This window comes from Methylobacterium sp. 142-1Y (assembly GCF_057747795.1).
The window spans coordinates 2,550,415-2,575,794 of record NZ_CM173224.1 but is presented as its reverse complement, the minus strand read 5'-3'; the positions used below and the strand labels follow the sequence as shown (position 1 = coordinate 2,575,794).

Genomic DNA, 25,380 nt, shown 5'->3' with positions numbered 1-25,380 from the left:
ATGCATCAGCATCTTGGACCTTTGATATCAACCCGGGCTCCGTTGCTGGCCGCCATCGAGCGCCAGTTCCTCGCGCAAGTAAGGCGCGGTGCGGCTCTCCGGCGTCGCGGCGACCGCCTCCGGTCGGCCGGCGGCCACGACCAGGCCGCCCAGCGTGCCGGCGCCGGGGCCCATGTCGATGACGTGGTCCGCGGCGGCCACCACCCGCATGTCGTGCTCGACCATGACGACGGTGTTGCCCGCATCGACCAGGCCGGCGAGCTGGACGAGCAGGCGGTCCACGTCGGTCGGGTGCAGGCCCGTCGTCGGCTCGTCGAGGACGTAGAGCGTGCCGCCGCGCTGGCCGCGCTGCAATTCCGTGGCGAGCTTGATCCGCTGGGCCTCGCCGCCGGAGAGTTCGGTGGCGGGCTGGCCCAGGCGCAGGTAGCCGAGGCCGAGGTCGCGCAGGAGCACAAGCGGCCGCAGGACCGTGGGCTCCTCGGCGAAGGCCGCGCAGGCGCGCTCGACCGTGAGCCCGAGCACGTCGGCGATGCTCATGCCGTTCCAGGTCACCTCCAGCGTCTCCGGCGCGTAGCGGGCGCCGTGGCAGGTCGGGCAGGGGGCGTAGACGCTCGGCATGAACAGCAATTCGACGCTGACGAAGCCCTCGCCCTCGCAGACCGGGCAGCGGCCCTTGGCGACGTTGAAGGAGAAGCGGCCGGCATCGTAGCGGCGCCGCCGCGCCTCCGGGGTGGCGGCGAACAGCTTGCGGACGGCGTCGAACAGGCCGGTATAGGTCGCGAGGTTCGAGCGCGGCGTGCGCCCGATCGGCTTCTGGTCGACCTTCACCAGGCGCCGGATCGCCTCCATCCCGGCGGCGATGCGCCCTTGCGTCGGCGCCGGGGCATCGTCGAGCGGGTCCTCGGGCTCGACGTCGGATTCGACCGGGCGGCCGAGATGGTCGCCGACGAGATCGAGCAGCGCCTGGCTGACGAGGCTCGACTTGCCGGAGCCCGAGATGCCGGTCACGGCGGTAAGGCAGCCGAGCGGGAAGGCGGCGGAGACCCCGCGCAGGGTGTTGCGCGTGACGCCCTCCAGGCGCAGCCACCCCGTCGGTTCCCGCCGGGGCCGGGCGGGCGGTTCGGCGAGGCCGAACAGGTGCAGGCGCGTGCGCGAGTCCTCGACCTCCCGCAGACCCTCGGGCGGCCCGCTGTAGAGAATCGTGCCGCCATGCTCGCCAGCGGCAGGACCAACATCGACGAGCCAGTCGGCCCGGCGCATCGTGCCGATGTCGTGCTCGACGACGAAGAGCGAGTTGCCCGATTCGAGAAGCCCGGCCAGGGCCTCGTGCATGGCGTCGCCGTCGGCGGGATGGAGGCCCGCGGTCGGCTCGTCGAGCACGTAGACCACGCCGAAGAGCTGCGAGCGCAGCTGGGTGGCCAGCCGCAGGCGCTGCAGCTCGCCCGAGGACAGGGTCGTGGTGACGCGGTCGAGGGAGAGATAGCCGAGGCCGAGATTCCTGAGCGTCCCGATCCGGTCGACGAGGTCGGCGGCCAGGCGCTGGGCGGCGAGGCGCTTCTCGATCGAGAGATTCGGCGTCGCCCGCGTATCGGGCGCGGCCGCATGGGCCGATCCGCCGGCGGCGACGCGCGCGGCCCGGTCCCGCCGGCCCGCCTCGCGGTCGAGAACGTCCGAATCCGTGCCGTCCTCGGGAAGACTGTCCTCGGCGGCCGGCCGAAGAGCCTCGGCGAGGTCGCAGAGCGGCATCCGCGAGAGGTCGCCGATATCGAGCCCGGCGAAGGTGACGGAGAGCGCTTCGGGTTTGAGCCGCTTGCCGTGGCAGGCCGGGCAATCCTCGCTCACGAGGTAGCTCGCGGCACGCCGGCGCATCAGCGCGCTCTGTGAATTGGTGAAGGCGTGCATCACGTGGCGGCGGGCGCTGGTGAAGGTACCCGTGTAGCTCGGCTCCAGGCCGCGCTTGCGGGCAAGGCGCGTCTGCTCCGGCGTCAGCCCGGCATAGACCGGCTCCTGCGGCTGCTCGTCGGTGAACAGGATCCAGTCCCGGAGCGCCCGCGGCAGGTCCCGCCACGGCGTATCGACGTCGACGCCGCGGCTCACCAGGATGTCGCGCAGGTTCTGCCCGCCCCAGGCCTGCGGCCAGGCCGCGACGGCGCGCTCGCGGATCGTCAGCGACGGGTCGGGCACCATCGAGGCCTCGGTGGCGCTATAGACCCGGCCGAGGCCGCCGCAGGACGGGCAGGCGCCCTGCGGCGTGTTGGGGGAAAAATCCTCCGCGAACAGCATCGGCTGGCCCGGCGGGTAGGTGCCGGCGCGCGAATACATCATCCGCACCAGGCTCGACAGGGTGGTGACGCTGCCGACCGAGGAGCGCGCGCTTGGGCTTCCGCGCTGCTGCTGGAGGGCGACCGCCGGGGGCAGCCCCTCGATGGCATCGACGTCCGGCACGCCGACCTGGTCGATCATCCGGCGGGCATAGGGCGCGACCGATTCGAAGTAGCGGCGCTGCGCCTCCGCGTAGAGGGTGCCGAAGGCGAGCGACGACTTGCCGGAGCCGGAGACGCCGGTGAACACCACGAGGGCGTCGCGGGGCATCTCCACGTCCACGTCGCGCAGGTTGTGCTCCCGCGCGCCCCGCACCGTGACGAAACCGGCCCGCCCCGCCCCCGACCGGGCGATCCTCGCGCGGGTCCTGGTCATGTCCGTGGGCTTTGCCTGATCCATGGGATGCTTTCTCGCGGGATGCGGGCGGCCCGGCCGGTGGGAGGAATGTGACGGGCAAAAGCCCGGCCTGCCGGCGAACGGCCTTCCGGGCGGTGCTTACCCGCATCGGTGCGTGGTCCGGAAGCCGAACCGGACGGTGACCCCTCCCGGTAGGGATCGGCGGACCCTGCATGAGTAAGGTGGGTGAGTAACCGCCGGAGACAATCAAAAAAGGATCGATTGATCTTTCAATTCCGCACCTGGAGAACCGTTCGCATCTTGATTCGGATGGGACGCTGTAATTGCAAAAAAGCGACGTTTTTTTCCTGATTTGCACCGTCGTGTCGGTTTTGCTGTGCCGCACAGCGCAAGCCGCCTCGAAAGACGGCAGCGGACGAGTGTCGGCTTTCGCACTCGACTTCCCTGCCCGCGGCGCGCTCGCCCCTCAGCCACCCGCCCGCGGGGTCTTCCACGGCACGTATCGGACGGTCGCGACGTGGAGCCCGAAGAACCCGATCGTCGCCTGGCGGGCGATCCGCATCTCCCGGGGCGTGCCCGTGACGATGTCGTAGCTCAGGGTGCAGGATTGGCCGGACCGGTCGAGCCGGGTCTCCGACCATAGCAGGGCGATCTCGATCGTGCCGGGGACGTGGGTGACCTCGTAGCCGCCGATCCGGAGGACGGGCCGGGAATCGCTCGACCAGGTCGTGGTCTCGCCGGGCTCCTCCAGTTCCACGTCGCCATGCCCGGCGGCGTGGCCGCGGGATTTCGTGCCGGGACGCTGCAGGCCGAGATTCAGGGTGAGGCGGCGGGCTTTGCGCACGGGAACGAGGGCGATCAGGCGGCGCGCATCCTCGTCCGGGAAGGTCGGTTCCTCGGCCACCAGCCGGTCGAGGATCGCGTTGGCCTCCAGGCGATCGGCAAGGGAGAGGGGACGAGGACTCGCTTCAGACATCGTGGCGGCCGCTCCGACGGGCAGGAGGTTCGTCAAGGAGCCGATGACGCGAGACGCGCGCAAGGCCCACCAGGAGCACCATCCGATCGCGTTGCGATCGGATGGTGCTTCTGGTTTTTGATCGTGCCGCATTTTCTGCGACGAACCGGTATCCCCTTCGTCGGAAAATGCTCTGGCGGGGGGCGTCACGCCCCGAGGATCTTCCAGACCCCTTGCGCCGCGGCGCAGACCCGGTCCCCGACCCGCAGGTGCCCCTGCATGAACAGGATCGAGCGGGTGGCCCGCACCACCCGGCACTCGGCGACCAGGAACTCGCCGACCTGGACGGGTTCGAGGAATTGCAGGTCGAGGTTGATCGTCGCCTGTCGGCGCCCGCCCTGCGCGTCGGCCGCGACGCGGCCCAGCGCCATGTCGAGGAGCGTCGCCATCACGCCGCCATGGACCACGCCGTTGCGGTTGCGGTGCTTCTCCGCGATCAGCAGCCCGTAGAGCGGACCGGCCTCGCTCTCCCGCTGCCAGACCGGGCCGATCAGGTCGATGAACTCGGACATCGCGACGACCTCCCAGCCCGAAGCGGCCGGATCGAACGGCGTTGTCATGCGGATGAACTCCTGGGTGGCTCGGGCCGATACCGCGATCGTCGGCGATCGTGGAACCGCGATCCCGGGTGAGCGATCTTGGCACCACGATCTTGGCACCACGATCTTGGCACCACGATCTTGGCACCACGATCTTGGGACGAAGGGGACCGACGATGAAAGTGCTCCTGACGCATACGCCGCACAGCCGCGAGCACTATTACGGCCCGCGGGCGCTCGCCGCCCTCGACGGCCTCGCCGAGGTCGTCCTGCACGAGGGCGACGACCCGCTCGACGCCGCCGCCCTCGTGGCGGCCGCGCACGGCGTTGATCTCGTCATCGCCGACCGGGCCACCGCCGGCCCGGCCGGGATTTTTTCCGACTTGCCGCAGCTCCGGGCGTTCCTGCGCTGCGCGGTCGACATCCGCACCATCGACGTGGCGGCGGCGAGCCGGGCCGGCGTGCTGGTGACCCATGCCGCCCCGGGCTTCGTCGCGGCGGTCACCGAACTGGCGCTCGGCTTCATGGTCGACCTGTCGCGCGGCATCTCGCGGGCGGTGCTGGATTACCGGGCCGGACGGATGCCGGAGGTGCGGATGGGGCGCCAGCTCGCGGGCAGCCGGCTGGGCATCGTCGGCTACGGGGCGATCGGCCGGAACCTCGCGGCTCTGGCCGTCCCGCTCGGCCTGGAGGTGCTGGTCGCCGATCCCCACGTCACGGTCGGCGATCCGCGGGTCCGGCAGGTCGGGTTCGAGACGCTGATGACCGATGCGGATTTCGTCGTGTGCCTGGCGGTCGCCACGGCGGAGACCGAGAACCTGATCGACGCGGCCGCCCTCGGGCGGATGCGGCGCGACGCGGTGTTCATCAACCTGTCCCGCGGCAACCTCGTCGACGAGGCGGCGCTCGCCGCGGCGCTCACCGAGGGCCGGATCGCCGGCGCGGCGATGGATGTCGGGCGCGCGCCCGACCAGATGCCCTCGCCCGACCTCGCCCGGCTGCCGAACGTCGTCGCCACCCCGCATATCGGCGGGCTCACGCCGCCGGCGATCGAGGCGCAGGCCTTCGACACGGTGGCGCAGGTCCGGGCCATCCTGGCCGGCGAGGTGCCGCGGGGCGCCGTGAACGCGGAGAGCTGGTCGCGGCGCGGGCGTTGAGCGCCGCGATTCCGGATCGACACCTCTCGAAAGATCCGCCGCCTGCCGTCGCGGAGGCTTCGTTGACACGCCTCCCCCCGGCCGTAGAACCGACCGCAACGACCAAACCGGGAGGACGACCACTATGGCCAAGGGGCTGCGCAAGGGACTGACCAGCTACGGGGATGCGGGCTTCTCGCTGTTCCTGCGCAAGGCCTTCATCAAGGCGGCGGGCTATTCCGACGACGCCCTCGACCGGCCGATCGTCGGCATCACCAACACCGCCTCCGACTACAATCCCTGCCACGGCAACGCCGCGCAGCTGATTGAGGCGGCCAAGCGCGGGGTGATGCTGGCCGGCGCGATGCCGATGGTGTTCCCGACGATCTCGATCCACGAGAGCTTCGCCCACCCGACCTCGATGTACCTGCGCAACCTGATGGCGATGGACACCGAGGAGATGATCCGGGCCCAGCCGATGGATGCGGTGATCGTCATCGGCGGCTGCGACAAGACCCTGCCGGCGCAGGTGATGGCGGCGGCCTCCGTCGACCTGCCGACCGTGGTGATTCCGGTCGGCCCGATGGTGGTCGGCCATCACCGCGGCGAGGTTCTGGGCGCCTGCACCGATTGCCGCCGCCTCTGGGGCGCGCACCGGGCCGGCGAGATCGACGAGCCGGAGATCGAGATCGTCAACGGGCGCCTCGCGCCGTCGGTCGGCACCTGCATGGTGATGGGCACCGCCTCGACCATGGCCTGCATGATCGAGGCGATGGGGCTGGCGCTCCCGATGTCAGGCACGATTCCGGCCCCTCACGCCGAGCGGATCCGCCTCGCCGAGGCGAGTGGGGCCGTCGCCGCCACGATGGCGAAGACCGGCGGCCCGCGCCCGAGCCAGATCATGACCAGGGCCGCGATCCGCAACGCGCAGGTGGTCATGCAGGCGATCGGCGGCTCGACCAACGGGGTGATCCACCTCACCGCCATGGCGAACCGCGCCGGCATCGACCTCGACCTCGCGAGCCTCGACGCGATCGGCCGCGAGGTGCCGGTGCTGGTCGACCTCAAGCCGTCCGGCGACCATTACATGGAGCATTTCCACCATGCCGGCGGCGTGCCGAAGCTCTTGCGCGAACTCGGCGACCTGATCGACCTCGACGCCCCGACCATCACCGGCGCCACCTTGCGCGACGTGGTGGCGGCGGCCGAGGAGGTGCCGGGCCAGACCGTGATCCGCTCGCCCACGTCACCGATCAAGCCGGTCGGCGCGATGGCGGTGCTCACCGGCAACCTCGCCCCGCGCGGTGCGCTGATCAAGCATTCGGCGGCGACGCCGCGCCTGCTCCAGCACGAGGGGCGGGCCGTGGTGTTCGAGTCGATTCCCGACATGGCGGCGCGGATCGACGATCCCGATCTCGACGTGTCGGCCGACGACGTGCTGGTCCTGCGCAATGCCGGGCCGAAGGGCGCGCCGGGCATGCCGGAGGCGGGCTACCTGCCGATTCCGAAGAAGCTGGCGCGGGCCGGCGTCAAGGACATGGTGCGGATCTCGGATGCCCGGATGAGCGGCACGGCGTTCGGCACCATCGTGCTGCACGTCACGCCCGAATCGGCGGTGGGCGGGCCCCTCGCCTTGGTGCGCACCGGCGACCGCATCCGGCTCGACGTCGAGGGACGGCGCATCGACCTCCTGGTGGACGAGGCCGAACTCGCGGCCCGGGCCGCCGCCCTCGACGCGCCGACGCGGCCCGACTGGGCGGCGCGGGGCTATGCCCGCCTGTTCCACGACACCGTCACCCAGGCCGATGAAGGCTGCGACTTCGACTTCATGCGGCGGGAGGGGTGAGGGGGTAGAGCGCAGTGGCACAGTCATCCAGCGCGCCATGAACGATAAAAGGCGAGGCGCTGGTTTCCCCTCTCCCCGCGGGCGGGGAGAGGCCTGAGCTCCGAAGGGGCTCAGGGAGCAGCGAACCGCAGGTTCGCCGCGAGGGTGAGGGGGAGGCGCCGGATTTGGCTCCTCCGGAAACACCCCCTCACCCTCGCTCCGGCTTCGCCTCCGCTTGCTGCGTCTCCTGAACGGAGACACAGCCCTCTCCCCGCCCGCGGGGAGAGGCGGAATCCCGCGCCATTTTCTTTCCCGAACTGCCCTGCGGATAGGGCGGAAAGCCGCCGCTCACACCGCCCGCCGCAGCGCGTCGCCCAGCATCGACGCCATGGTGTCGATGTGCTCGGCTTCCGCGATCAGCGGCGGCGACAGGGCGATGATGTCGCCGGTGACGCGAATGAGCAGGCCCTTCTCGAAGCAATCGGTGAAGACGTCGTAGGCCCGGGCCCCCGGCGCCCCGTCCCGGGACTTCAGCTCGATGCCGGCGATGAGGCCGATGGTGCGGATGTCGATCACGTTCGGGCAGTCGCGAAGCGCGTGCATGGCCGCGTGCCACTGCGCCTGGACCTGCTTCGTGCGGGTGAGGAGGCCTTCCTCCTCGTAGATCTCCAGGGTGGCGAGGCCGGCCGCGCAGGCGACCGGATGGCCCGAATAGGTGTAGCCGTGGAAGAGCTCGATCGCGCCCTCCGGCCCGTGCATCAGCGCGTCGTGGACGGCCCGGGTGGCGAAGACCGCGCCCATCGGGATCGTGCCGTTGGTCAGCCCCTTGGCGGTGGTGACGAGGTCCGGGGTGACCCCGAAATAATCGGTGGCGAAGGGCGCGCCGAGGCGGCCGAATCCGGTGATGACCTCGTCGAAGATCAGCAGGATGCCGTGCTTCGTCGCGATCTCGCGCAGGCGCTCCAGGTAGCCCTTCGGCGGCACCAGCACGCCGGTGGAGCCCGCCACCGGCTCGACGATCACCGCGGCGATGGTCTCGGCGCCGTGCAGCGCCACCAGCCGCTCGAGGTCGTCGGCGAGGTCGGCGCCGTGCTCGGGCTGGCCCTGCACGAAGGCGTTGCGGGCGAGGTCGTGGGTGTGGCGCAGGTGGTCGACGCCCGGGAGGAGCGGGAACATCCGGCGGTTGTTGACGAGCCCCCCGACCGAGATGCCGCCGAAGCCGACGCCGTGATAGCCGCGCTCGCGCCCGATCACCCGCGTCCGGGTGCCCTGGCCGATGGCGCGCTGGTAGGCGAGCGCGATCTTGAGCGCGGTATCGACCGATTCCGAGCCCGAGCCGGTGAAGAACACCCGGTCGAGCGTGCCGGCCGGCGCGATGGCGGCGAGACGCTCGGCGAACTCGAAGGCGATCGGGTGGCCCATCTGGAACGAGGGCGCGTAGTCGAGGGTCGAGAGCTGGCGCTCGACGGCCTCGGCGATGCGCCGGCGGCCGTGCCCGGCATTGACGCACCACAGGCCGGCGGTGCCGTCGAGGACGGTGCGCCCGTCATCCGCCGTGTAGTGCATGCCCTCGGCCGCCACGAGCAGGCGCGGCGCCGCCTTGAACTGGCGGTTGGCCGTGAACGGCATCCAGTAGGCGTCGAGGCTCGGGCGGTTGAGGCGCGGCGGATGGGCGTTCATGGCGGGGGGCTCCGGCGGGGTCGTCTGGGGCGGTTTCGCCCCCAGACAAGACCGTTCCGGCACGGGCAACAAGTCCTTTTCTGGGTCGGCGCAACCCTTTGACGGACCATGCTGCGTGGTTAAGGTGTTGCCCGATCCGCAACAGCCTCAACAGGGGAGCCGGGGTGACCAACGACGAGGTGGGCGCGCGCCTGCGCCATGTGCGCCTCCTGCACGGCCTGTCGCAGCGGGCGCTGGCGAAGCGCGCCGGGGTGGTGAACTCGACGATCTCGCTGATCGAATCGGGCCAGACCAACCCGTCGGTCGGCGCCCTCAAGCGCATCCTCGACGCGGTGCCGATCGGGCTCGCCGAGTTCTTCTCCCTGACGCCGGAGCGGACCGAGAAGGCGTTCTATGCCAGCGAGGAGCTGGTTGAGATCGGCAAGGGGCGGATCTCCTACCGCCAGGTCGGCGACACCCTGTTCGGCCGCGCCCTGCAACTTCTCAAGGAGCGCTACGAGCCCGGCGCGGATACCGGCCGCGTGCCGCTGGTCCATGACGGCGAGGAGGGCGGCATCGTGCTCTCGGGGCGGCTGGAGGTGACGGTGGACGACGAGCGCCGGGTGCTCGGGCCGGGCGATGCCTATTACTTCTCCAGCCGCCGGCCGCACCGCTTCCGCTGCATCGGCCCGAATCCCTGCGAGGTGGTGAGCGCCTGCACGCCGCCGACCTTCTGACCGGCTTGAAAATCCCGAATCGTATACAATATACGTTCGACTGAACCAGCGAGGATGCGAGCATGGCCGTGACGGCGCGCCGGACGACCGGCCTGTCCTCCCCCGAGGGCCTGCGGCACCGCACCGTCTCGGCGGCGGTGGCCGAGGCCCTGCGCCAGCGCATCCTCTCGGGCACCCTGGCGCCGGGCTTCCAGCTGCGCCAGGACGCCCTGGCGGAGGAGTTCGGCATCAGCCGGATCCCGATCCGCGAGGCGCTGCTGCAACTCGAAGCCGGCGGCCTCGTCAAGATCGTGCCGCATCGCGGCGCGGTGGTCTCGGGGCTCTCGGTCGAGGAGATCGAGGACGTGTTTCAGCTCCGCGTCTCCCTGGAGCCGCAATTGCTGATCCTCTCGGCCCGTCATCTGACCCAGGAGGATTTTTTGGAGCTGCGCGCCTTGCGCGACGAGTACAGCGCGGCGCTTGCGGCCGGTGAGGTCGCGCATTGGGGCGAGCTGAACCGGCGCTTCCATCTCGGCCTCCTGCGCCATGCCGGCCGGCCGCGCTCGCTCTCGATCGTCGCCGGCCTGCTCCAGGATTGCGACCGCCCGACCCGCCTGCAACTCTCCGTCACCGGCGACGTCGCCCGCGCCGACATGGAGCACACCACGATCCTCGACCTGTGCGAGGCGGGGGAGATCGTCGCGGCGGCGAACCTGCTGCGGATCCATGTCGAGCATGCGGGCCGCTCGCTGGTCGAGATTTATCGGAAGTCGGCGGTTGCGGGTTGAATGCTTGCTTCAGCAAAAATATTGCACGACGTAAAATAGACACGACGGACAATCCCATTCCCCAGCCTCATCCTGAGGTGTCAGTCGATCGAAGATCGACTGACACCTCAGGATGAGGTCGCGGGTGGGAATGCCGATGCCGTCACCTGTCCCGGAATGCTTGTCCTGCGTCAGAACACATGCCGCAGTCCCCAATACAAGCCACCCGCCAGGGTGATCGCCGCCGGCAGGGTCAGGATCCAGGCGAGCGCCAGGTTGCGCACCGTCGTCATCTGCAGGCCGGTGCCGTTGGCCCACATCGTGCCGGCGACGCCGCTCGACAGGATGTGGGTGGTCGAGACCGGCAGGCCGTAGGCTTCGGCGAGCCCGATCGTGCCGGCGGCGACCGCCTCGGCCGAGGCGCCCTGCGCGTAGGTCAGATGCTGCTTGCCGATGCGCTCGCCGACCGTGACGACGATCCGCTTCCAGCCCACCATCGTGCCGAGGCCGAGCGCCAGGGCGACCACGACCTTGACCCAGGTCGGGATGTACCGGGTGCCGTCGTCGAGGGTGTGCCGATAGGCCGTCAGGGTCGCCTTCTCGGTGTCACGGAGCGGCGAGTGCTCGCCGGTGAGGAGCCGCACCGCGTCGCTCGCGAGATACATGTCGGCGCGCAGGTTCGGCGTCGCCTCCGCCGGCACGTGGCGGATGGCGCCGTAATTCTTCACTTGCCCGGCGATGTCGTCCGCGAGGCCGGCGAGCGCCGCGAAGGCGTCCGGCGCGGCGAGCGCCTTGGCCGGTGATTCCGCCTTCAAGGCCTCGCCGACCTTGGCCCGGGCTCGCGCCGCGTCCGGGATCGGGGCCCCGCCGGCATGGTCGCGAAACACCCGGCTCGCGCTCTCCGAGCCCTGCACGAAGGCTTGTGTGCTCGAATCCGGCATGGTGCGGTTGAGCGCGTAGGCCGTGGGGGCGGCGCCGATCAGGATCAGCATGATCAGCCCCATGCCCTTCTGGCCGTCATTGCCGCCATGCGCGAAGGACACGCCGGTGCAGGTGAGGATCAGCAGGCCGCGGATCCAAAGGGGCGGCGGCGCCTCGCCCTCCGGTGCGCGGTAGAGGTCGGGCCGGCGCACCAGGCGCTTGAGCACGAGGAGCAGCCCGGCGGCGCAGACGAAGCCGATGAGAGGGCTGAACAGCAACGATTCGAGCACGCTCGCCGCCTGTCCCCAGGCGACGCCGGAGGCCGCATGGCCCGGCGCCATCAGCTGGTTGGCGAGGCCGACGCCGATCACCGAGCCGATCAGCGCGTGCGACGAGGAATTCGGCAGGCCGAGGGCCCAGGTGCCGAGGTTCCACACGATCGCGGCGAGCAGGAGGGCGAAGATCATCGCGTAGCCGGCCCCCGAGCCGACCTGGAGGATCAGCTCGACCGGCAGCAGGGTCACGACGCTGTAGGCGACCGCACCCGTCGAGGCCATGACGCCCAGGAAGTTGAAGGCGCCGGACCAGATCACCGCGACGAGAGGCGGCATCGAGTGGGTGTAGATCACCGTCGCCACCGCGTTGGCGGTATCGTGAAACCCGTTCACGAACTCGAAGGCGAGCGCGATCAGGAGGGCGAGGCCGAGGAGCGCGAAGGCCCCCAGCGCGAGCGGCGGCTGGCCGGCCCGCTGCATGTCGGCGAGGAGGTTGGTGCCGCCATAGGCGAGGCCGGCGGCCAGCACGGCCAGGAAGCCGATCGTCGCCGCCGGGTGGACGCGATGGTCGAACCGGCGGCCGGGCCGGGCGTGACCATGCGCCGCGCCGGCGCGGTCGGGGGCGAGGGCGGCGTCGGACATGGCGGACCCGTGGGCAGACTCGTGGCGGCGATCCGCCAAGGATAGGGCGCCCGGATGGCAAGTCGATGACGCGGCAAGGGCTGACAGGGCCTTCGCGAACCCGCCCCGGCTGTCGAAAACCACGCGTAAATGCTTAAGGGGCTTGCGTTCTGCGAGACGCAACCCCAAATTCGTACGAACACCGCTGCCCCTGCGACGCGTGTGCGCGGGTCGACAGGGGCGCGGATCTCATGGGTGGAGCATCCGGTGACGGACCTGCCCGCAACGAACCGGCCCGGTGCCCTTCTGGTCGAGGGTGGCGGAAGGCCAGCGAGTCAGTACCCGATGAACCAGCTCGTGCGCATGTCGCATATCGTGACCGCAGACGCCGTCGAGGAGCCCTCTCCGAGCCTCCGGGTTCCGTTCGCCCAATCGGGCGCCTTCGTGTGCAAGTTCATCATCGGCGAACCGAACGACCGTGCGGTCTGCTGCGGGGCGCCGGTGCAGGACGGCAAGAGCTGGTGCGCCTTCCACCGCCGGATCGTCTTCGAGCCGACCCGGCCGGGGCGGCTGCGATAGCAGAGGCCGGCCGGGACCGCTACCCCGTCCCGCGCCATTTTTCCCCACATCGCTCTCAGGCCGCCCGGCCGTAGATCGGGAAGGCCTCCCGCCGGCCGCGCAGGGGCTGGCGGCTGACCTCGCGCCAGGCCTCGCCGGAGGCCCAAGCCCCGCCGGAGACCTGAGCCGCATCGAGCGCCGCCTGCGACACCAGGGTGGTGGTCCCGAAGGTCTTGGTCGCCTGTTCGAGCCGGGCCGCGACGTTGACCGCGTCGCCGAGCACGGTGAATTCGAGCCGGTCGTCGTCGCCGACCACGCCGACGAACACCTCGCCGCAATGCACCCCGATGCCGATTCGCACCGGTGCTTCGCCCGATTCGGCGTTCCACGCCGCCACCCCTTCCTCCAGCCGCTCCGCGAAGGCGAGTCCTTGAGCGGCGGCCTCCGCCCGCGCCTCTGGCACGCCGAACACCACGAGCGCACCGTCGCCCATGAACTTGTCGATCACGCCCCCGGTCTCCCGGGCGGCCTGGGCGACGCAGCGGCGGAACCCCGTGACCAGGATCGCCACCGTCTCGGGATCGGCCCGCTCGGCGATCGTGGTGGAGCCGCGCATGTCGACGAAGGCGATGGCCGCGTGGCGACGCTCGCCGAGCCGCAGGCCGCCGCCCTGCGCCATGCTGCCGCCGCGCTCCAGGAGCGGCGCCAACTCGGCGGGCAGGAAGCGCGACAGGGCCGCCCGCCGCGCCGTCTCGCGCAGGGCCAGCACCGCGAGCAGCGCCATGATGCCGACCGACACCACGCTGCCGATGCCCACCATCGCCTCGATTCCGTGGGCGTGCCGCTGGTAGCCCAGCAGCACCTCGTCCTCCTGGGCGCGCATCGCCTCGATGATCCGGCGGATCTCGTCCATCTCGGTCTTGCCCTCGCCCGCCCGCACCAGGGCCAGCGCCCCGTCGCGGTCGCCGGCCCGGTCGAGGGCGAGCGTCCGGTCGAGTTCGACGAACTTGCGGGCGATGGCGGGGCGCAGCGCCTTCAGGCGAGCCTCCTGGGGGGCCGAGCCGCGCAGCTCGGCGTCCAGCACCGGCAGCTCCGCGGCGATCCGGGCCTGGCCGGCGGTGTAGGGCACCAGGAAGGAGGAATCACCGGTCAGGAGGTAGCCGCGCTGCCCGGTCTCGCTGTCGAGGAGGTCGGCCAGCACCTGCATCAGGGTCCGGTCGACCGACAGCGTGTGGGTGATGCGGTGCTGGACGGTGCTCTGCCAGGCCAGCAGCAGCCCGTTGGCGGAGCCCACCAGCAGCAGCAGGGCGGCCCCCGCGGTGGTCAGCCCGGCCCGGCTGCGCACGGGGCCGAGCCGCGCGCGGAGCGGCCGGCGGGGCGCGGGGCTTTGCGTCGGGTCTGGGGTCATCGGTGATCCGTCCGGCGCCGGGCGCGGGACGGGCCCTCGGCTTTCCCAGGCGATATGGGAGAGTTTTCGCCGCCGGCCATCGACCGGGCGGCTTACTTCCGCTCCGATGCAGGAGTCTTCGGGGTTTATGGATTTCTCTTAGGGAAGGTCCGATGATCAGACCGGTGCGGGCCGCCCCCTCTCCCCGCGGGCGGCGAGCGGATTCACACTTCTCCTCCGAGAGCTAACCCTCTGGAAATATGGGCGCTTTCCCCTCCCCCTTGTGGGGAGGGGTTAGGGGTGGGGGTGGTGCCGCGTAAAGCGCGCGGTCTATCCGGTACCACCCCCACCCCCATACCCCTCCCCGCAAGGGGGAGGGGAGGCGCGCTACCTTCGAGAGGGAGAACGCTCGAACCGAGATGTGTGAATGCGATAGCCGCCCGCGGGGAGAGGGGAATACCCGCGCTATTGTCGTCTCCGAAAATTGCTCCGGACAGCCCCGCACCTCACGATTGCCCCGCCGCCCGGCGCCGGGCCGGCGCGGTTTCCTCCTCCCGCGCGTCCGGCTGCGTCACCTCAGGCTCCCCCAACGGCGCCACGATGGTGCAGACCACGCCCTCCCGCGGGAAGCTCAGGCTCACGGTGCCGTCGAGCTCGCGGGCGAGGCTGCGCTCGATCAGGCGGGAGCCGAAGCCGGTGCGGGTCGGGGGGACGACCGGCGGCCCGCCGCTTTCCTGCCAGCGCAAGGCGAGACGCCCCTCCGCGACGCTCCACGACAGGGCGACCTGGCCCGCCGGCACCGAGAGGGCGCCGTACTTGACCGCGTTGGTGGCGAGCTCGTGCAGCGCCATGGCGATCGACAGGGCGATGCGGGGCGGCAGGCGCAAGGCGGGGCCGCCGACGACGAAGCGCTCCCCCGGCCCGTCGAGGGGCGCGAGCGCATCCTTCACCACCTCGGCCAGCTCCGCCCCCTCCCAGCTCTCGCGGGTGAGCACGTCGTGGACGCGGGCGAGCGCGATCAGCCGCGCCTCGAAGGCCGTCCTGGCACCGGCGGCGGCCGGCCCGTCGAGGCCGCGCAGGCTCTGCATCGCGATCGACTGCACGGTGGCCAGCGTGTTCTTCACCCGGTGGTTCAGCTCGTGCACCAGGAGGCGCAGGTGCTCCTCGGCCCGCTTGCGCTCGGTCACCTCCTGATGGATGCCGATCACCCGGCGCGCTCGGCCGCCGGCATCGCGCTGCACGATCGCCTGGGCGCTGACCCAGCGCAGCTGAGCACGGTCCGGGCGGATCCGGAACTCGGTGCGGTAGTCGGAATCCCCGGCCAGCAGGGCGGCGAGCGCCGCCTCGATCCGGGCCCGGTCCTCCGGGTGCACGGTGCGGGTCCAGGCCTCGTGCGAGAGCGGGGCTGCCCCGAAGATCTCCGCCGAGCGGGCCGAGAGGCGGTGCTGCCCGGAGGCGAGGTCGATCTCCCAGGTGCCGAGCCGGCCGGCGGCGAGCGCCAGACGCAGGCGCTCCTCGCCCTCGCGGAGCGCCGTCTCGGCGTCCTTGGCCTCGGTGATGTCGACGTTGCAGCCGGTATAGCCGAGGAAGCGGCCGTGATCGTCGAGGCGGGCCACCCCCTCGCACAGGAGCCAGCGCGTCGCCCCGTGCCGGTCGATCACCCGGGTCGCGCAGCGGAAGGGCGTGCGCGCCGCGAATGCGGTCTCGAACGCCGCCGCGAAGCCCGGCAGGTCGTCCGGGTGGACGATCTCGCGCCAGCGTCCCCCGGTCAGCGTCCCGGTCGCGCGGCCGAACAGGTAATCGTAGTGGAGGTTGGCGAAGACGATCTCGCCCGCCTCGTCGGTCATCCAGATCAGGGCCGGGGCCGAATCGGCCATGTGGCGGAACCGCGCCTCGCTCTCGCGCAAGGCCGCGAGGCTGCGGCTCTGCTGCTCGAGCGCCTGGTCGCGCTCGGCGATGCGCCGGCGCAGGCTCTGCGAGGCGTCGGCCAGCACGTCGGCGAGCTGGCGGATCTCGCGGATCGGCGTCGAGACCCGCGGCACCGGCTGGCCGACGGCGAGCGCGCCGCCGGCCTGGGCGAGCTGGCGCAGCGGCTCGGCGACCCGCGCCCACAGCTTCACCGCCAGGACGGAGGACACCGCCAGCGCCAGGAGCCCGAACCCCCCGAAGGCCAGGACCCAGTGGCGCAGCGGCGCCTCGACCTGCTGCTTGGGGATGCTGGCGCCGACGGTCCAGCCCGCCGCCTTCGCGGTGGTCTCGACGTAGAGGACCGGCCGCTTGCGGCGGTCGACCCCCTCCCAGATGTCGGGGGCGCCGGACGGGGAGCCGCGCAAGGAGGCCTGCATCGGCTGGCCGGCGAGGCTGTCCTGATCCTCCGAGCGGGCGAGCAGCAGGCCCTTGCGGTCGATGATCGCGGTGGTCCAGCCCGGCGCGAGATCCTGGACCAGGATCTGGTGCAGCCGCGCCACCGGCACCGTGAGGCTGAGCACGTAGGCCGGCACGCCTGCGACCATCACCGGCACCGCCACGTCGTAGGTCGGCGCCCGCCCGGGCGCGCCCGCCCGGACGTCGCCGACCACCGGGCGCTTCGTCGCCAGCACGGCGGCATCCTCGGGATGCGGGTCCTGCGGCAGCGGCGCGCCGTGGGGCAGGGCGGTGTTGACGAGCTGGGTGCCGTCCGGCCGGCGCAGCGAGAGGCGGAAGCCCGTCGCCTCCGTCACCGCCTGGGCCTGGGTCTCGAAGCCGGCGAGTCCGTGATGGCCGAATCCCTCCTGCCGCAGCCGCGGCGAGGCCGCGAGGGTCTGGAGCACGGAGACGAGCCCGGCCATGTCCCGGTCGACGCTGAGCGCGATGCCGCGCACGCTCTCGCGGGCATCCTGCTGGAAGCGCACCCGCTCCAGGGAGGCGTAGCGACCGAGCAGCACGGCGGTGAACAGCAGGCCGGGCCCGATCAGCGCGATCGCCAGGGCGACGAGGTAGACCTGCGTCGACAGCCCGTCCCGCCGCAGGGCGTTCAGCCGGCGGCGGATCATGGCGTGGTCCTCATGACGACCGTCCCTGGACCCTGTCTTGCCTTGTGCCCTGTCCTGGCGGCGCGCCGGCGGCGCGGCTCGGTCAAGGCGTCAGGCCCTGTCGATGTGGCCGAGGTCGCGGCCCGGCTCGATCCGGTCGCGCACCCGCTGCTTGAGGGTCTTGATGTCGGGAAATCCCCCGTCGCGCTTGCGCTCCCAGATCAGGGCGTCGCCGCAGGTGATCGCGAAGGCGCCGCCGGTCCCGGGGATCAGCGCCACCTCGCCGATCGCGTCGCGGAAGGTCGAGAGCAGCTCCTGCGCCATCCAGCCGGCCCGCAGCAGCCAGTTGCACTGGGTGCAGTAGGTGATGGCGATGCGGGGCTTCTCGGCCTCTGGACGGGGGGCGGTGTCGCTCATCGTGAGGGAGACTCCGCCTCCGATCCCCCCGCTTGTCAACCCGCGCGGATTGGTCGCCGCGGCTCCCGCCTCACGCGAGCTGGCGCAGCACCAGGAGGCTCACGCCGACGCCGACGATGCCGGCCGCCACCGATCCTCCCACATAGGCGAGCGCCGCCGCGTGCGCGCCGCGCTCCCAGAGCAGGAAGGCCTCGAGCGAGAATGTCGAGAAGGTGGTGAAGCCGCCGAGGATCCCGGTGGTGAGGAAGAGCCGCAGGGCCTGCGGTCCTCCGCCCCTTGCGGCGAACCAGCCGGTGAGCACGCCCATCATGATCGAGCCGAGGATGTTGATCACCATCGTGCCGAACGGGAAGCTGCTGCCCGCCCGCGCGGCCCAGAGATTGACGCCGTGGCGCAGGGCCCCGCCGAGGCCGGCGCCGAGAAAGACCACCAGGTAGCTCACCGCCGTCAAGTCTCCTGCCAAGTCTTCTGCGACGTCTCCGTCGATCCCGCGAGGCTTCTGCCACGGTCCGCCGATCGGGGCGAGGCCGCCGGCGCAACCGTGGCCTGCGCGCCGCACCGGGTTCCATTCGGTGCGAACGGGCAACACTCCGTCACGTGCCTGTCACCGAACCGCCCCATCCCTGCCGCAAAGTGAGCCTGGGGGCGAATCGTGACCATTCTTTCCATCCGCGCCGCGCTCACGGCGGGCGGCCTGATCGCCGGCGCGGGGCTCGCGCAGGCCCAGTCGGTCCAGGTGCGGGTGCCGAACCTCCAGCCCGTCGACGGGCCGGTCTCGACCGATGTCGGCGGCACCACGGTCGTCAACCAGGGCCTCCAGGGCGTGGCCCGGCTGCCGGCCACCACCCGGGACTTCCTCGGCGATTCCCTCGGCTCGTTCTCCTCGCTCGCCGTCGACCTCTCGACTTGGCGGCGCAACGGCGACACCTATACGGGCACGCTCTACACGCTGCCCGACCGCGGCTACAACAACCCCGACGGCGGGCTGTTCAGCGACTATGCCGGCCGGCTCAACCGCTTCAACTTGAGCTTCACGCCCTATGCCGGCACTGCGGCCCTGCCGCAGGCCACCACCTCGCAGCGCCAGGTCACCCTGACGCCGGATGGCGGCATCGTGCTCACCGATGCCAGGGGCCAGCGTTTCAGCGGCCTCGATCCGGGCGCCGGCACCACCACGCAGCTCGGCACCGTGCTGCCCTCCGCCGCCACCGGCCCGAGCGCCGGGCGCATCAGCCTCGACGCCGAGGGCCTGGCGCGCCGCCTCGACGGCTCGTTCTACGTCAGCGACGAGTACGGCCCGAACATCTACTATTTCAGCCGCGAGGGCCGCCTCCAGGGCCTGATCGGCATCCCGGCGGCGCTCCAGCCGGTGACGAACGGCCAGCTCAACTTCAATTCGCTCAATCCCCCGGATACCGGCCGGCGCAACAACCAGGGCCTCGAGGCGCTGGCACTGACGCCGGACGGGCGCGGCCTCGTCGCTATCCTCCAGAGCGCGACGCTGCAGGATTCGGGGCCTAACCAGCAGCAGCGGACCAATACCCGCATCCTCTACTACGACGTCTCCGGCACCCCGACCCCGGGAGCCCCGAGCCGCGAATACGTGCTGCAGCTGCCGGCCTACCAGCAGAACGGCAATGGCGGCGCCCCGAACCGTACCGCGGCCCAGAGCGAGATGCTGGCGCTCAACGACACCCAGTTCCTGGTGCTGTCGCGCGATTCGAACGGGCTCGGCACCGGCAACACCACGCCGATCGTCTACAAGAGCGTGCTCTTCGTCGACACCGCGGGCGCGACCAACATCGCCGGCACCGCCTATGACGGCACGACGCCGATCGCCCCGAACGGCACCTTGCGGGCCGGGCTGACCCCGGTGCAGAGCCGGGAGGTCGTCGACCTGCTCAACTCGGTGCAGCTCAACCGCTTCGGGATGAACCTGAATACCAACCCGGCGAGCCAGACCACCCTGCCGGAGAAGATCGAGGCGATGGGCCTGGTGCCGGTCTTGAGCGAGCGGGCGCCCAACGACTATTTCCTGCTCGTCGGCAACGACAACGACTTCCTGACCCGCCAGGGCGTCATCAACGGCCAGCCCTACGATGCCGGCATCAACAACGACAACATCCTGCTCGCCTACCGGCTGACCCTGCCGACCTACGTCGATCCGCTCTCGCTCGCCGTGATGAAGGCGACGGCGCCGACGGTGCTCCAGGGCCTCGGGGCCGGCGCGATCGGCGTCGCGGCCTCGGCGACGCGGGGCGTGCAGGACCACCTCTCGGCGCTCCGCCGCAGCGCCGGACTTCCCGGCCAGGGCGCCTGGGGCACCTCCGGCCCGGCGCTCTGGGTCGGGGGCGACTTCGTCTTCGCCGACCAGCCGCGCAACGGCGGCCTGTCCCTCGACCGCACCATCGCGCAAGGCTCGGCGGGCTTCGACCTGCCGCTCACCGGCCCGTGGCGGGCCGGCCTCGCGGTCGGCGGGGGCGGCGGCTCGCTGTCGCGGCCGCAAGGGTTCCGCCAGGACCAGAGCGCCTTCACGGTCGCGGCCTATGGCGGCTATTACGGCCCGACCTTCTATGCGCAGGGCATCGTCGGCGGCGCCCCGATCATCGACCTCTCGGGCATCCGCCGCCCGGCCGCGTACGGGCTGACGGCCGACTCCAAGACCTCCGCCACCGCGCTGTCGCTCGACGGCGAGGCCGGCCTGATCCTCGACCGCGACGCTTTCCGGCTGATGCCCTTCGCGGGCCTGAGCCACCTCTCGGCCCGGGTCGGCGGCTTCACCGAGACGGGGGCGGCGGGCAACAACGTCGCCTATGGCGGCCTCACGGTGCTCCAGACCACCGCCCGCTTCGGCGCGGAACTCGCCTATACGGGCTTCGGCGGCATCGTCCCCTCGGTGCGGGTGGCCTACAATCTCGGCCTCGGGCCGCAGCAGAAAGCCGGCCTGTTCCGCCTCGCCAGCGTCCAGAACCCGATGGCCGTCGCGACCGCGGCGATCCCGTTCCTGACATCCGACTACGTCACCGCCGGGGTCGGCCTCCAGGGCAGCCTGACCGAGAACCTCGGCTGGCGGGTGGATTACCAGGCGGCGATCGGCACCCGGGCCGGGGTGGCGCATGGGGTGACGGCGGGGCTGCGGTATCAGTTCTGAGGGGTGGGGACCTCAGAGCCTGTTTGAGCGGATTTGACAGCCAAAATCTGACGGTGAGCATGAGATGTCCTACCCATCCACCTCATCCTGAGGTGTCAGTCGATCGAAGATCGACTGACCTCGAAGGAGGGCTCCAGGGATCGCGGAGGCTTCTGGAGCCCTCCTTCGAGGCTCCTTTCAGTCGCACCTCAGGATGAGGTGCTGGGTAGGATATCCCCCCAATAATCTCATGTATTTTTCAGAAATTACTGCTCAAACAGACTCTGAAAGAATACTTGAGTTGCAAGAACAGCATCGCAAGGTAATTTTCCATCCTATCCGCGACCTCATCCTGAGGTGCGACCGCAGGGAGCCTCGAAGGAGGGCTCCCTGCGGTCGCACCTCAGGATGAGGTTGTGGATGGGATTGGAGTATGTCGATCAGTCAAACAGGCTCCCACTCTCTCGATAATATTCATGCTAATATCAAAGGTCGTCTTCAACGACCGTTGGAATCACGCGCGAAGAAGCGGCGATGCACACTGACTGTATCGCAAAGCCGCGCCTATCCTCCGAACCGATCCCGCCACGCGGCTTGCGCCCCCGCCACCGGCAAGGCGCTCGCGTGGTACACCCCCAACGCCACCGCCCGCGCCAGCACCCGCGCCGCGGCATCGCCCAGCCGCGCCAGATCCCCGACCGGATCGGCGAGCGGCACGGCGCCCGTGGCGGCGGCAAAGACCAGGTCGCCGTCCAGCGGCGTGTGAGCGGGCACGATCGCCCGGGCGAGCCCGTCCTGCGCCGTCACGGCGAGGCGGCGCGCCTCGGCCTTGGTCAGGCGGGCATCGGTCGCCACCACCGCGATCGTCGTGTTGGCGCCGGGCATCGGCTTCATCGGCCAGGCGAAGGCGTCGGCCGGGATGGTCGGCGCGGGGCCCAATCCCCCGAACTCGTCGCCCTCCTCGAACGGGCCGGCCCAGAAATGCGGCCCGTCCCCGACCGTGACCCGCCCCAGCGCGTTCACCGCGACGAGCGCCGCGACGCGGGCGCCCGTGCCCTCGACCACGGCCGAGGCGCTGCCCAAGCCCCCCTTGAGGTTGGCGGTGCGCGCCCCGAGCCCGGCCCCGACCGAGCCCATCGCCACCGGATCGGTGCCGGCGGAAGCGGCCGCCGCGAAGCCGAGGTCGCGATAGGGCGGGTAGCGGCCCCACGCCTTGTCGCCGCCGTTGAGGAGGTCGAACAGGATCGCCGCCGGCACGATCGGCACCCGCGCCGGGCCGACCGCGAAGCCGCGGCCGGTCTCGGCGAGCCAGGCGGTGACGCCGGAGGCGGCATCCAACCCGAAGACCGAACCGCCGGACAGGACGAGCGCATCGACCCCCGGCACCGTGCGCTCGGGATCGAGGAGGTCGGTCTCCCGCGTACCGGGCCCGCCGCCGCGGATGTCGACCGCCGCCACCGTGGGTGTGTCGAAGACGATCGCGGTGACGCCGGACAGCGCTCGCGCATCCTCGGCGTGACCGACGCGGAGGCCGGCGATGTCGGTGAGGCTGCCGCTCACCGCGGCTCGGCCCGGCGCATCAGGTCGGCGACCGCCGCTTCTTCCGCGGCCGAGAGGGCCTTCGGCGCCGTGGCCTTGCGCCGCCGGCCCGCGGCCCACAGGGCGAGGCCGCCGAGGCCGACCACCAGAACGGGCGTCAGCCAGAGAAAGGCGGTGTGCCAGGCCAGGACCGGGCGCAGCAGCACGAACTCCCCGTAGCGGTGGACCACGTAATCGACCACCGCGTCGTTGCTGTCGCCCTGGCGCAGGCGCTCGCGCACGATCAGCCGCAGGTCGCGGGCGAGCGGCGCGTCGGAATCGTCGATCGACTGGTTCTGGCAGACCAGGCAGCGCAGGCCGGCCGAGATCGACCGGGCCCGCGACTCCAGGCCTGGATCCTTCATCACCTCGTCGGGCTGCACCGCGCCGGCGGCGACGGGAGCGAGCAGCGCCAGGGCGAGGAGAGCGGAGCGGACAGCGCGCATCGGGGCCTACTCCGCCGGGACCGAGTGGGGCGGCACCGGGCCGGCGGCGTTGCGGATCGCCGGCTTCAGGGCCGGGGCGCCGACGCGGAAGCGCCGGTCGGTCAGGGAGAGGCCGCCGCCGAGCGCCATCACCACGGCGCCGAGCCAGATCAGCAGCACCAGCGGCTTGTAGTACAGGCGGATGCCGACGCTGCCGTCGGCCGCGGTCTCGCCGACGCTGGCATAGACCTGGCTCACCCCGCGGGTCAGCAGGCCCGCCTCGCTCACCGACATGTTGCGCGAGGCGTAGAACCGCTTGCCCGGCTCGATCACGCCGACCGGCACGCCGTCGTCCCGGATGGTCAGGTGGGCGACGGTCTCGGTGTAGTTCGGCCCGGTGCGGGGCAGGACGCCCTCCAGCACCGCGACGTAGGGGCCGGCGCGCAGCTCCCCGCCGCGCTGCACGGTGGCGAGCGATTCGACGCTCCAGGCTTGCGCTGCGATGCCGATCACCGTCACGCCGACGCCGGCATGCGCCAGCGCCGTGCCCCAGGCCGAGCGCGGCAGGCCGGCGGCGCGGCGCAGGGACAGGCCAAAGGTCTTGCCCCTGGCCCGGGTGACGATCTCGAGGGCGGCGCCGATCACCAGATAGGCGCCGAGCCCGATGCCCAGCGGCGCCCCGACCGGCCCGCCCCAGGTCACCGCGACGGCGCCCAGCGCGATGACGAGGGCCAGCGCGAAGCCGGCGAACAGCCGCTGGCTCGCCGCCGCAAGGTCGCCGCGCTTCCAGGCCAGCGTCTGGCCGAACGGCACGACGAGGAGCAGCGGCACCGCCAGCGGCACGAAGGTCAGGTTGAAGAACGGCGCCCCGACCGAGATTTTCTCTCCCGTCAGCGATTCGAGCGCCAGGGGATAGAGCGTGCCGACGAGCACCGTGGCGCAGGCCGCCGACAGGAACAGGTTGTTCATCACCAGCGCGCCCTCGCGGGAGATCGGCGCGAACAGGCCGCCCTGGCGCAGGGTCGGCGCCCGCCAGGCATAGAGTGCCAGCGAGCCGCCGATGAACAGCACCAGGATGCCGAGGATGAAGGTGCCCCGGGTCGGATCGGTGGCGAAGGTGTGGACCGAGGTGAGCACGCCGGAGCGCACCAGGAAGGTGCCGAGCAGCGACAGGGAGAAGGTCAGGATGGCGAGCAAGACCGTCCAGACCTTGAGCGCGTCGCGCTTCTCCATCACGACGGTGGAATGGACGAGCGCCGTGCCGGCGAGCCACGGCATCAGCGAGGCGTTCTCGACCGGGTCCCAGAACCACCAGCCGCCCCAGCCGAGCTCGTAATAGGCCCAGTACGACCCCATGGCGATGCCGACGGTGAGGAAGCACCAGGCCGCGAGCGTCCAGGGCCGCACGGCGCGCGCCCAGGCGGCGTCGATCCGGCCCTCGATCAAGGCCGCGATGGCGAAGGCGAAGGTGATCGAGAAGCCGACATAGCCGAGATAGAGCAGCGGCGGATGGATCGCGAGGCCGGGATCCTGGAGCAGCGGGTTGAGGTCGCGCCCCTCCATCGGGGCCGGGTTGAGCCGGGCGAAGGGGTTCGAGGTGACCAGGATGAAGAGCAGGAACACCGCGGTGATCGCGGCCTGCACCCCGAGGGTGTTGGCGCGAAGAACCGGCGGAACGGAATTCCGGGCGAGCGCCACCACGGCGCCGAACAGCGCCAGGATCAGCACCCAGAGCAGCATCGAGCCCTCGTGATTCCCCCAGACGCCGGAGATCTTGTAGATCAGCGGCTTCATCGAGTGGGAATTCTCGACGACGTTCTGGACCGAGAAGTCCGAGGTGACGTGGGCGTAGGTCAGCGCCCCGAACGCGAAGGCGATGCACGCGAAGGTGGCGAGCGCGGCCGGCACCGTGACGCTGCGCAGGACCGGGTCGCCGGTGCGGCTCGCCCAGACCGGCATCACCATCTGCGTCAGCGACAGGGCGAGCGCCAGGGCGAGGGCGTAGTGACCAACCTCGATCAGCAACGGGGCGACCTTTCGGTAAGCGTTTCAGTCATCGGAACGGGAGATCGGTCGACGGCTCTCCCGTCTCGGCATCCTGCCGCGGCGGATCGCGGGCGTCATCGTAATCCGCTTCGTCTCCCGCGCCGCCAAGACCTTCCGCCGCACGGGGACCGCGCTATTTGACGGCGGTGCGCGAGACGGGCTCGGCTTGCGGTTGCGCGGACGCGCCCTGGGCGGAAGAACTTGCCCCCGGCTTGCCGGCGCCTTCCTGCCAGCGCCCTTGCGCCTTGAGGGCGTCGGCGACCTCGCGGGGCATGTAGGTCTCGTCGTGCTTGGCCAGCACCGTGTCGGCGCGGAACGTCCCGTCGGCCTGGAGCACGCCCTCGGTCACCACGCCCTGGCCTTCGCGGAACAGGTCGGGCAGCAGGCCGCGGTAGCGCACCGGCACGGTCGATCCGGTATCGGTGACGGAAAATTCCACGTGCCCGTCGGCCTCGCGCTTGAGCGAGCCGGCCTCGACCAGCCCGCCGAGGCGGAAGCGGGTGCCGGGCGCGACCTTCTGGCTCGCCACCTCGGTCGGCGAGCGGAAGAACACGATCGTGTCGCGCATCGCCGAGAGGACGAGCCCGGCCGCCACCGCCAGCACGGCGCCGCAGACGAGGATGAGGACGGAACGGCGGCGCCGGCGCGTCATGAGGGGCGTCTCCCGGGGGCCGG

At 71.2% G+C, this 25,380-nt stretch carries 19 protein-coding genes; 6 read left to right on the top strand and 13 right to left on the bottom strand.

Annotated elements, in window-relative coordinates:
- Positions 1-27: 27 nt before the first annotated feature.
- The 3 genes from AC3AOF_RS11700 to AC3AOF_RS11690 form a co-directional block, all read right to left on the bottom strand.
- The gene (locus tag AC3AOF_RS11700) at positions 28-2,721 is read right to left on the bottom strand and encodes an excinuclease ABC subunit UvrA (RefSeq protein ID WP_488348611.1); all 2,694 of its coding nucleotides are present in this window, start codon (positions 2,719-2,721) and stop codon (positions 28-30) included.
- Between the two features lie 424 nt (positions 2,722-3,145).
- On the bottom strand, positions 3,146-3,655 hold the full coding sequence (locus AC3AOF_RS11695) for a hypothetical protein (RefSeq protein ID WP_236990559.1): 510 nt from the start codon (positions 3,653-3,655) through the stop codon (positions 3,146-3,148).
- Between the two features lie 185 nt (positions 3,656-3,840).
- Positions 3,841-4,254: a PaaI family thioesterase gene (locus AC3AOF_RS11690; protein ID WP_236990558.1), complete on the bottom strand. Its 414-nt coding sequence runs from the start codon at positions 4,252-4,254 to the stop codon at positions 3,841-3,843.
- A 155-nt stretch (positions 4,255-4,409) separates the two neighbouring features.
- Here AC3AOF_RS11690 and AC3AOF_RS11685 point away from each other — a divergent pair, with 155 nt between their 5' ends.
- Both AC3AOF_RS11685 and AC3AOF_RS11680 read left to right on the top strand, forming a co-directional pair.
- Positions 4,410-5,390 carry an NAD(P)-dependent oxidoreductase gene (locus AC3AOF_RS11685; protein WP_488348610.1) on the top strand — a complete coding sequence of 327 codons (981 nt, stop codon included), beginning with the start codon at positions 4,410-4,412 and terminating at the stop codon, positions 5,388-5,390.
- A gap of 124 nt (positions 5,391-5,514) precedes the next feature.
- The gene (locus AC3AOF_RS11680; RefSeq protein WP_488348609.1) at positions 5,515-7,215 is read left to right on the top strand and encodes an IlvD/Edd family dehydratase; all 1,701 of its coding nucleotides are present in this window, start codon (positions 5,515-5,517) and stop codon (positions 7,213-7,215) included.
- Between the two features lie 327 nt (positions 7,216-7,542).
- Here the strand turns inward: AC3AOF_RS11680 and aptA are convergent, their stop codons facing one another.
- A complete protein-coding gene (gene aptA / locus AC3AOF_RS11675) occupies positions 7,543-8,874 on the bottom strand; it encodes an omega-aminotransferase AptA (RefSeq protein ID WP_488348608.1) in 1,332 nt (443 codons plus the stop codon).
- Between the two features lie 164 nt (positions 8,875-9,038).
- Here aptA and AC3AOF_RS11670 point away from each other — a divergent pair, with 164 nt between their 5' ends.
- The gene (locus tag AC3AOF_RS11670; RefSeq protein ID WP_236990552.1) at positions 9,039-9,590 is read left to right on the top strand and encodes a cupin domain-containing protein; all 552 of its coding nucleotides are present in this window, start codon (positions 9,039-9,041) and stop codon (positions 9,588-9,590) included.
- 62 nt (positions 9,591-9,652) lie between these two features.
- Entirely contained in the window at positions 9,653-10,357 is a 705-nt protein-coding gene (locus tag AC3AOF_RS11665; RefSeq protein WP_488348607.1) for a GntR family transcriptional regulator, read from the top strand.
- Between the two features lie 170 nt (positions 10,358-10,527).
- On the opposite strand, the gene AC3AOF_RS11660 is transcribed toward AC3AOF_RS11665, so the two are convergent.
- Positions 10,528-12,174 (bottom strand): inorganic phosphate transporter, encoded by a 1,647-nt coding sequence (locus AC3AOF_RS11660; RefSeq protein ID WP_488348606.1) that lies wholly within the window; start codon positions 12,172-12,174, stop codon positions 10,528-10,530.
- 324 nt (positions 12,175-12,498) lie between these two features.
- Between AC3AOF_RS11660 and AC3AOF_RS11655 the strand changes: the two genes are divergently transcribed.
- Entirely contained in the window at positions 12,499-12,732 is a 234-nt protein-coding gene (locus AC3AOF_RS11655; protein WP_048430796.1) for a GcrA family cell cycle regulator, read from the top strand.
- Between the two features lie 55 nt (positions 12,733-12,787).
- On the opposite strand, the gene AC3AOF_RS11650 is transcribed toward AC3AOF_RS11655, so the two are convergent.
- The 4 genes from AC3AOF_RS11650 to crcB all read right to left on the bottom strand — a co-directional run bounded on the left by AC3AOF_RS11650 (position 12,788) and on the right by crcB (position 17,968).
- On the bottom strand, positions 12,788-14,119 hold the full coding sequence (locus AC3AOF_RS11650; protein WP_236990549.1) for an adenylate/guanylate cyclase domain-containing protein: 1,332 nt from the start codon (positions 14,117-14,119) through the stop codon (positions 12,788-12,790).
- A 485-nt stretch (positions 14,120-14,604) separates the two neighbouring features.
- Positions 14,605-17,130, bottom strand: a complete 2,526-nt coding sequence (locus AC3AOF_RS11645) for a sensor histidine kinase (protein WP_488348605.1) — start codon at positions 17,128-17,130, stop codon at positions 14,605-14,607.
- A gap of 90 nt (positions 17,131-17,220) precedes the next feature.
- Complete coding sequence (locus AC3AOF_RS11640) at positions 17,221-17,526, bottom strand: Rdx family protein (RefSeq protein ID WP_236990547.1); 306 nt, start codon at positions 17,524-17,526, stop codon at positions 17,221-17,223.
- Between the two features lie 70 nt (positions 17,527-17,596).
- Entirely contained in the window at positions 17,597-17,968 is a 372-nt protein-coding gene (crcB, locus tag AC3AOF_RS11635; protein ID WP_236990546.1) for a fluoride efflux transporter CrcB, read from the bottom strand.
- Positions 17,969-18,178: 210 nt separating this feature from the next.
- On the opposite strand from crcB, the gene AC3AOF_RS11630 reads away from it, so the two are divergent.
- Positions 18,179-20,677 carry an esterase-like activity of phytase family protein gene (locus AC3AOF_RS11630; protein ID WP_488348604.1) on the top strand — a complete coding sequence of 833 codons (2,499 nt, stop codon included), beginning with the start codon at positions 18,179-18,181 and terminating at the stop codon, positions 20,675-20,677.
- 543 nt (positions 20,678-21,220) lie between these two features.
- Here the strand turns inward: AC3AOF_RS11630 and AC3AOF_RS11625 are convergent.
- From AC3AOF_RS11625 to ccmE, 4 genes are all read right to left on the bottom strand, one after another.
- The gene (locus tag AC3AOF_RS11625) at positions 21,221-22,216 is read right to left on the bottom strand and encodes a P1 family peptidase (protein WP_488348603.1); all 996 of its coding nucleotides are present in this window, start codon (positions 22,214-22,216) and stop codon (positions 21,221-21,223) included.
- Positions 22,213-22,680, bottom strand: a complete 468-nt coding sequence (locus AC3AOF_RS11620; protein ID WP_488348602.1) for a cytochrome c-type biogenesis protein — start codon at positions 22,678-22,680, stop codon at positions 22,213-22,215. Before AC3AOF_RS11620 ends, AC3AOF_RS11625 begins: the two co-directional genes overlap by 4 nt.
- Positions 22,681-22,686: 6 nt before the next feature.
- The gene (locus AC3AOF_RS11615) at positions 22,687-24,684 is read right to left on the bottom strand and encodes a heme lyase CcmF/NrfE family subunit (protein ID WP_488348601.1); all 1,998 of its coding nucleotides are present in this window, start codon (positions 24,682-24,684) and stop codon (positions 22,687-22,689) included.
- 154 nt (positions 24,685-24,838) lie between these two features.
- Complete coding sequence (gene ccmE / locus AC3AOF_RS11610) at positions 24,839-25,357, bottom strand: cytochrome c maturation protein CcmE (protein ID WP_236990539.1); 519 nt, start codon at positions 25,355-25,357, stop codon at positions 24,839-24,841.
- Between the last annotated feature and the right edge of the window lie 23 nt (positions 25,358-25,380).

Coding starts and splice junctions, on each gene's coding strand:
- ccmE (WP_236990539.1), bottom strand. CDS start 25,357: ATGACGCGCCGGCGCCGCCGTTCCGTCCTCATCCTCGTCTGCGGCGCC.
- AC3AOF_RS11665 (WP_488348607.1), top strand. CDS start 9,653: ATGGCCGTGACGGCGCGCCGGACGACCGGCCTGTCCTCCCCCGAGGGC.
- AC3AOF_RS11690 (WP_236990558.1), bottom strand. CDS start 4,254: ATGACAACGCCGTTCGATCCGGCCGCTTCGGGCTGGGAGGTCGTCGCG.
- AC3AOF_RS11700 (WP_488348611.1), bottom strand. CDS start 2,721: ATGGATCAGGCAAAGCCCACGGACATGACCAGGACCCGCGCGAGGATC.
- AC3AOF_RS11655 (WP_048430796.1), top strand. CDS start 12,499: ATGAACCAGCTCGTGCGCATGTCGCATATCGTGACCGCAGACGCCGTC.
- AC3AOF_RS11645 (WP_488348605.1), bottom strand. CDS start 17,130: ATGATCCGCCGCCGGCTGAACGCCCTGCGGCGGGACGGGCTGTCGACG.
- AC3AOF_RS11660 (WP_488348606.1), bottom strand. CDS start 12,174: ATGTCCGACGCCGCCCTCGCCCCCGACCGCGCCGGCGCGGCGCATGGT.
- AC3AOF_RS11685 (WP_488348610.1), top strand. CDS start 4,410: ATGAAAGTGCTCCTGACGCATACGCCGCACAGCCGCGAGCACTATTAC.
- aptA (WP_488348608.1), bottom strand. CDS start 8,874: ATGAACGCCCATCCGCCGCGCCTCAACCGCCCGAGCCTCGACGCCTAC.
- AC3AOF_RS11620 (WP_488348602.1), bottom strand. CDS start 22,680: ATGCGCGCTGTCCGCTCCGCTCTCCTCGCCCTGGCGCTGCTCGCTCCC.
- AC3AOF_RS11650 (WP_236990549.1), bottom strand. CDS start 14,119: ATGACCCCAGACCCGACGCAAAGCCCCGCGCCCCGCCGGCCGCTCCGC.
- AC3AOF_RS11680 (WP_488348609.1), top strand. CDS start 5,515: ATGGCCAAGGGGCTGCGCAAGGGACTGACCAGCTACGGGGATGCGGGC.
- AC3AOF_RS11695 (WP_236990559.1), bottom strand. CDS start 3,655: ATGTCTGAAGCGAGTCCTCGTCCCCTCTCCCTTGCCGATCGCCTGGAG.
- AC3AOF_RS11640 (WP_236990547.1), bottom strand. CDS start 17,526: ATGAGCGACACCGCCCCCCGTCCAGAGGCCGAGAAGCCCCGCATCGCC.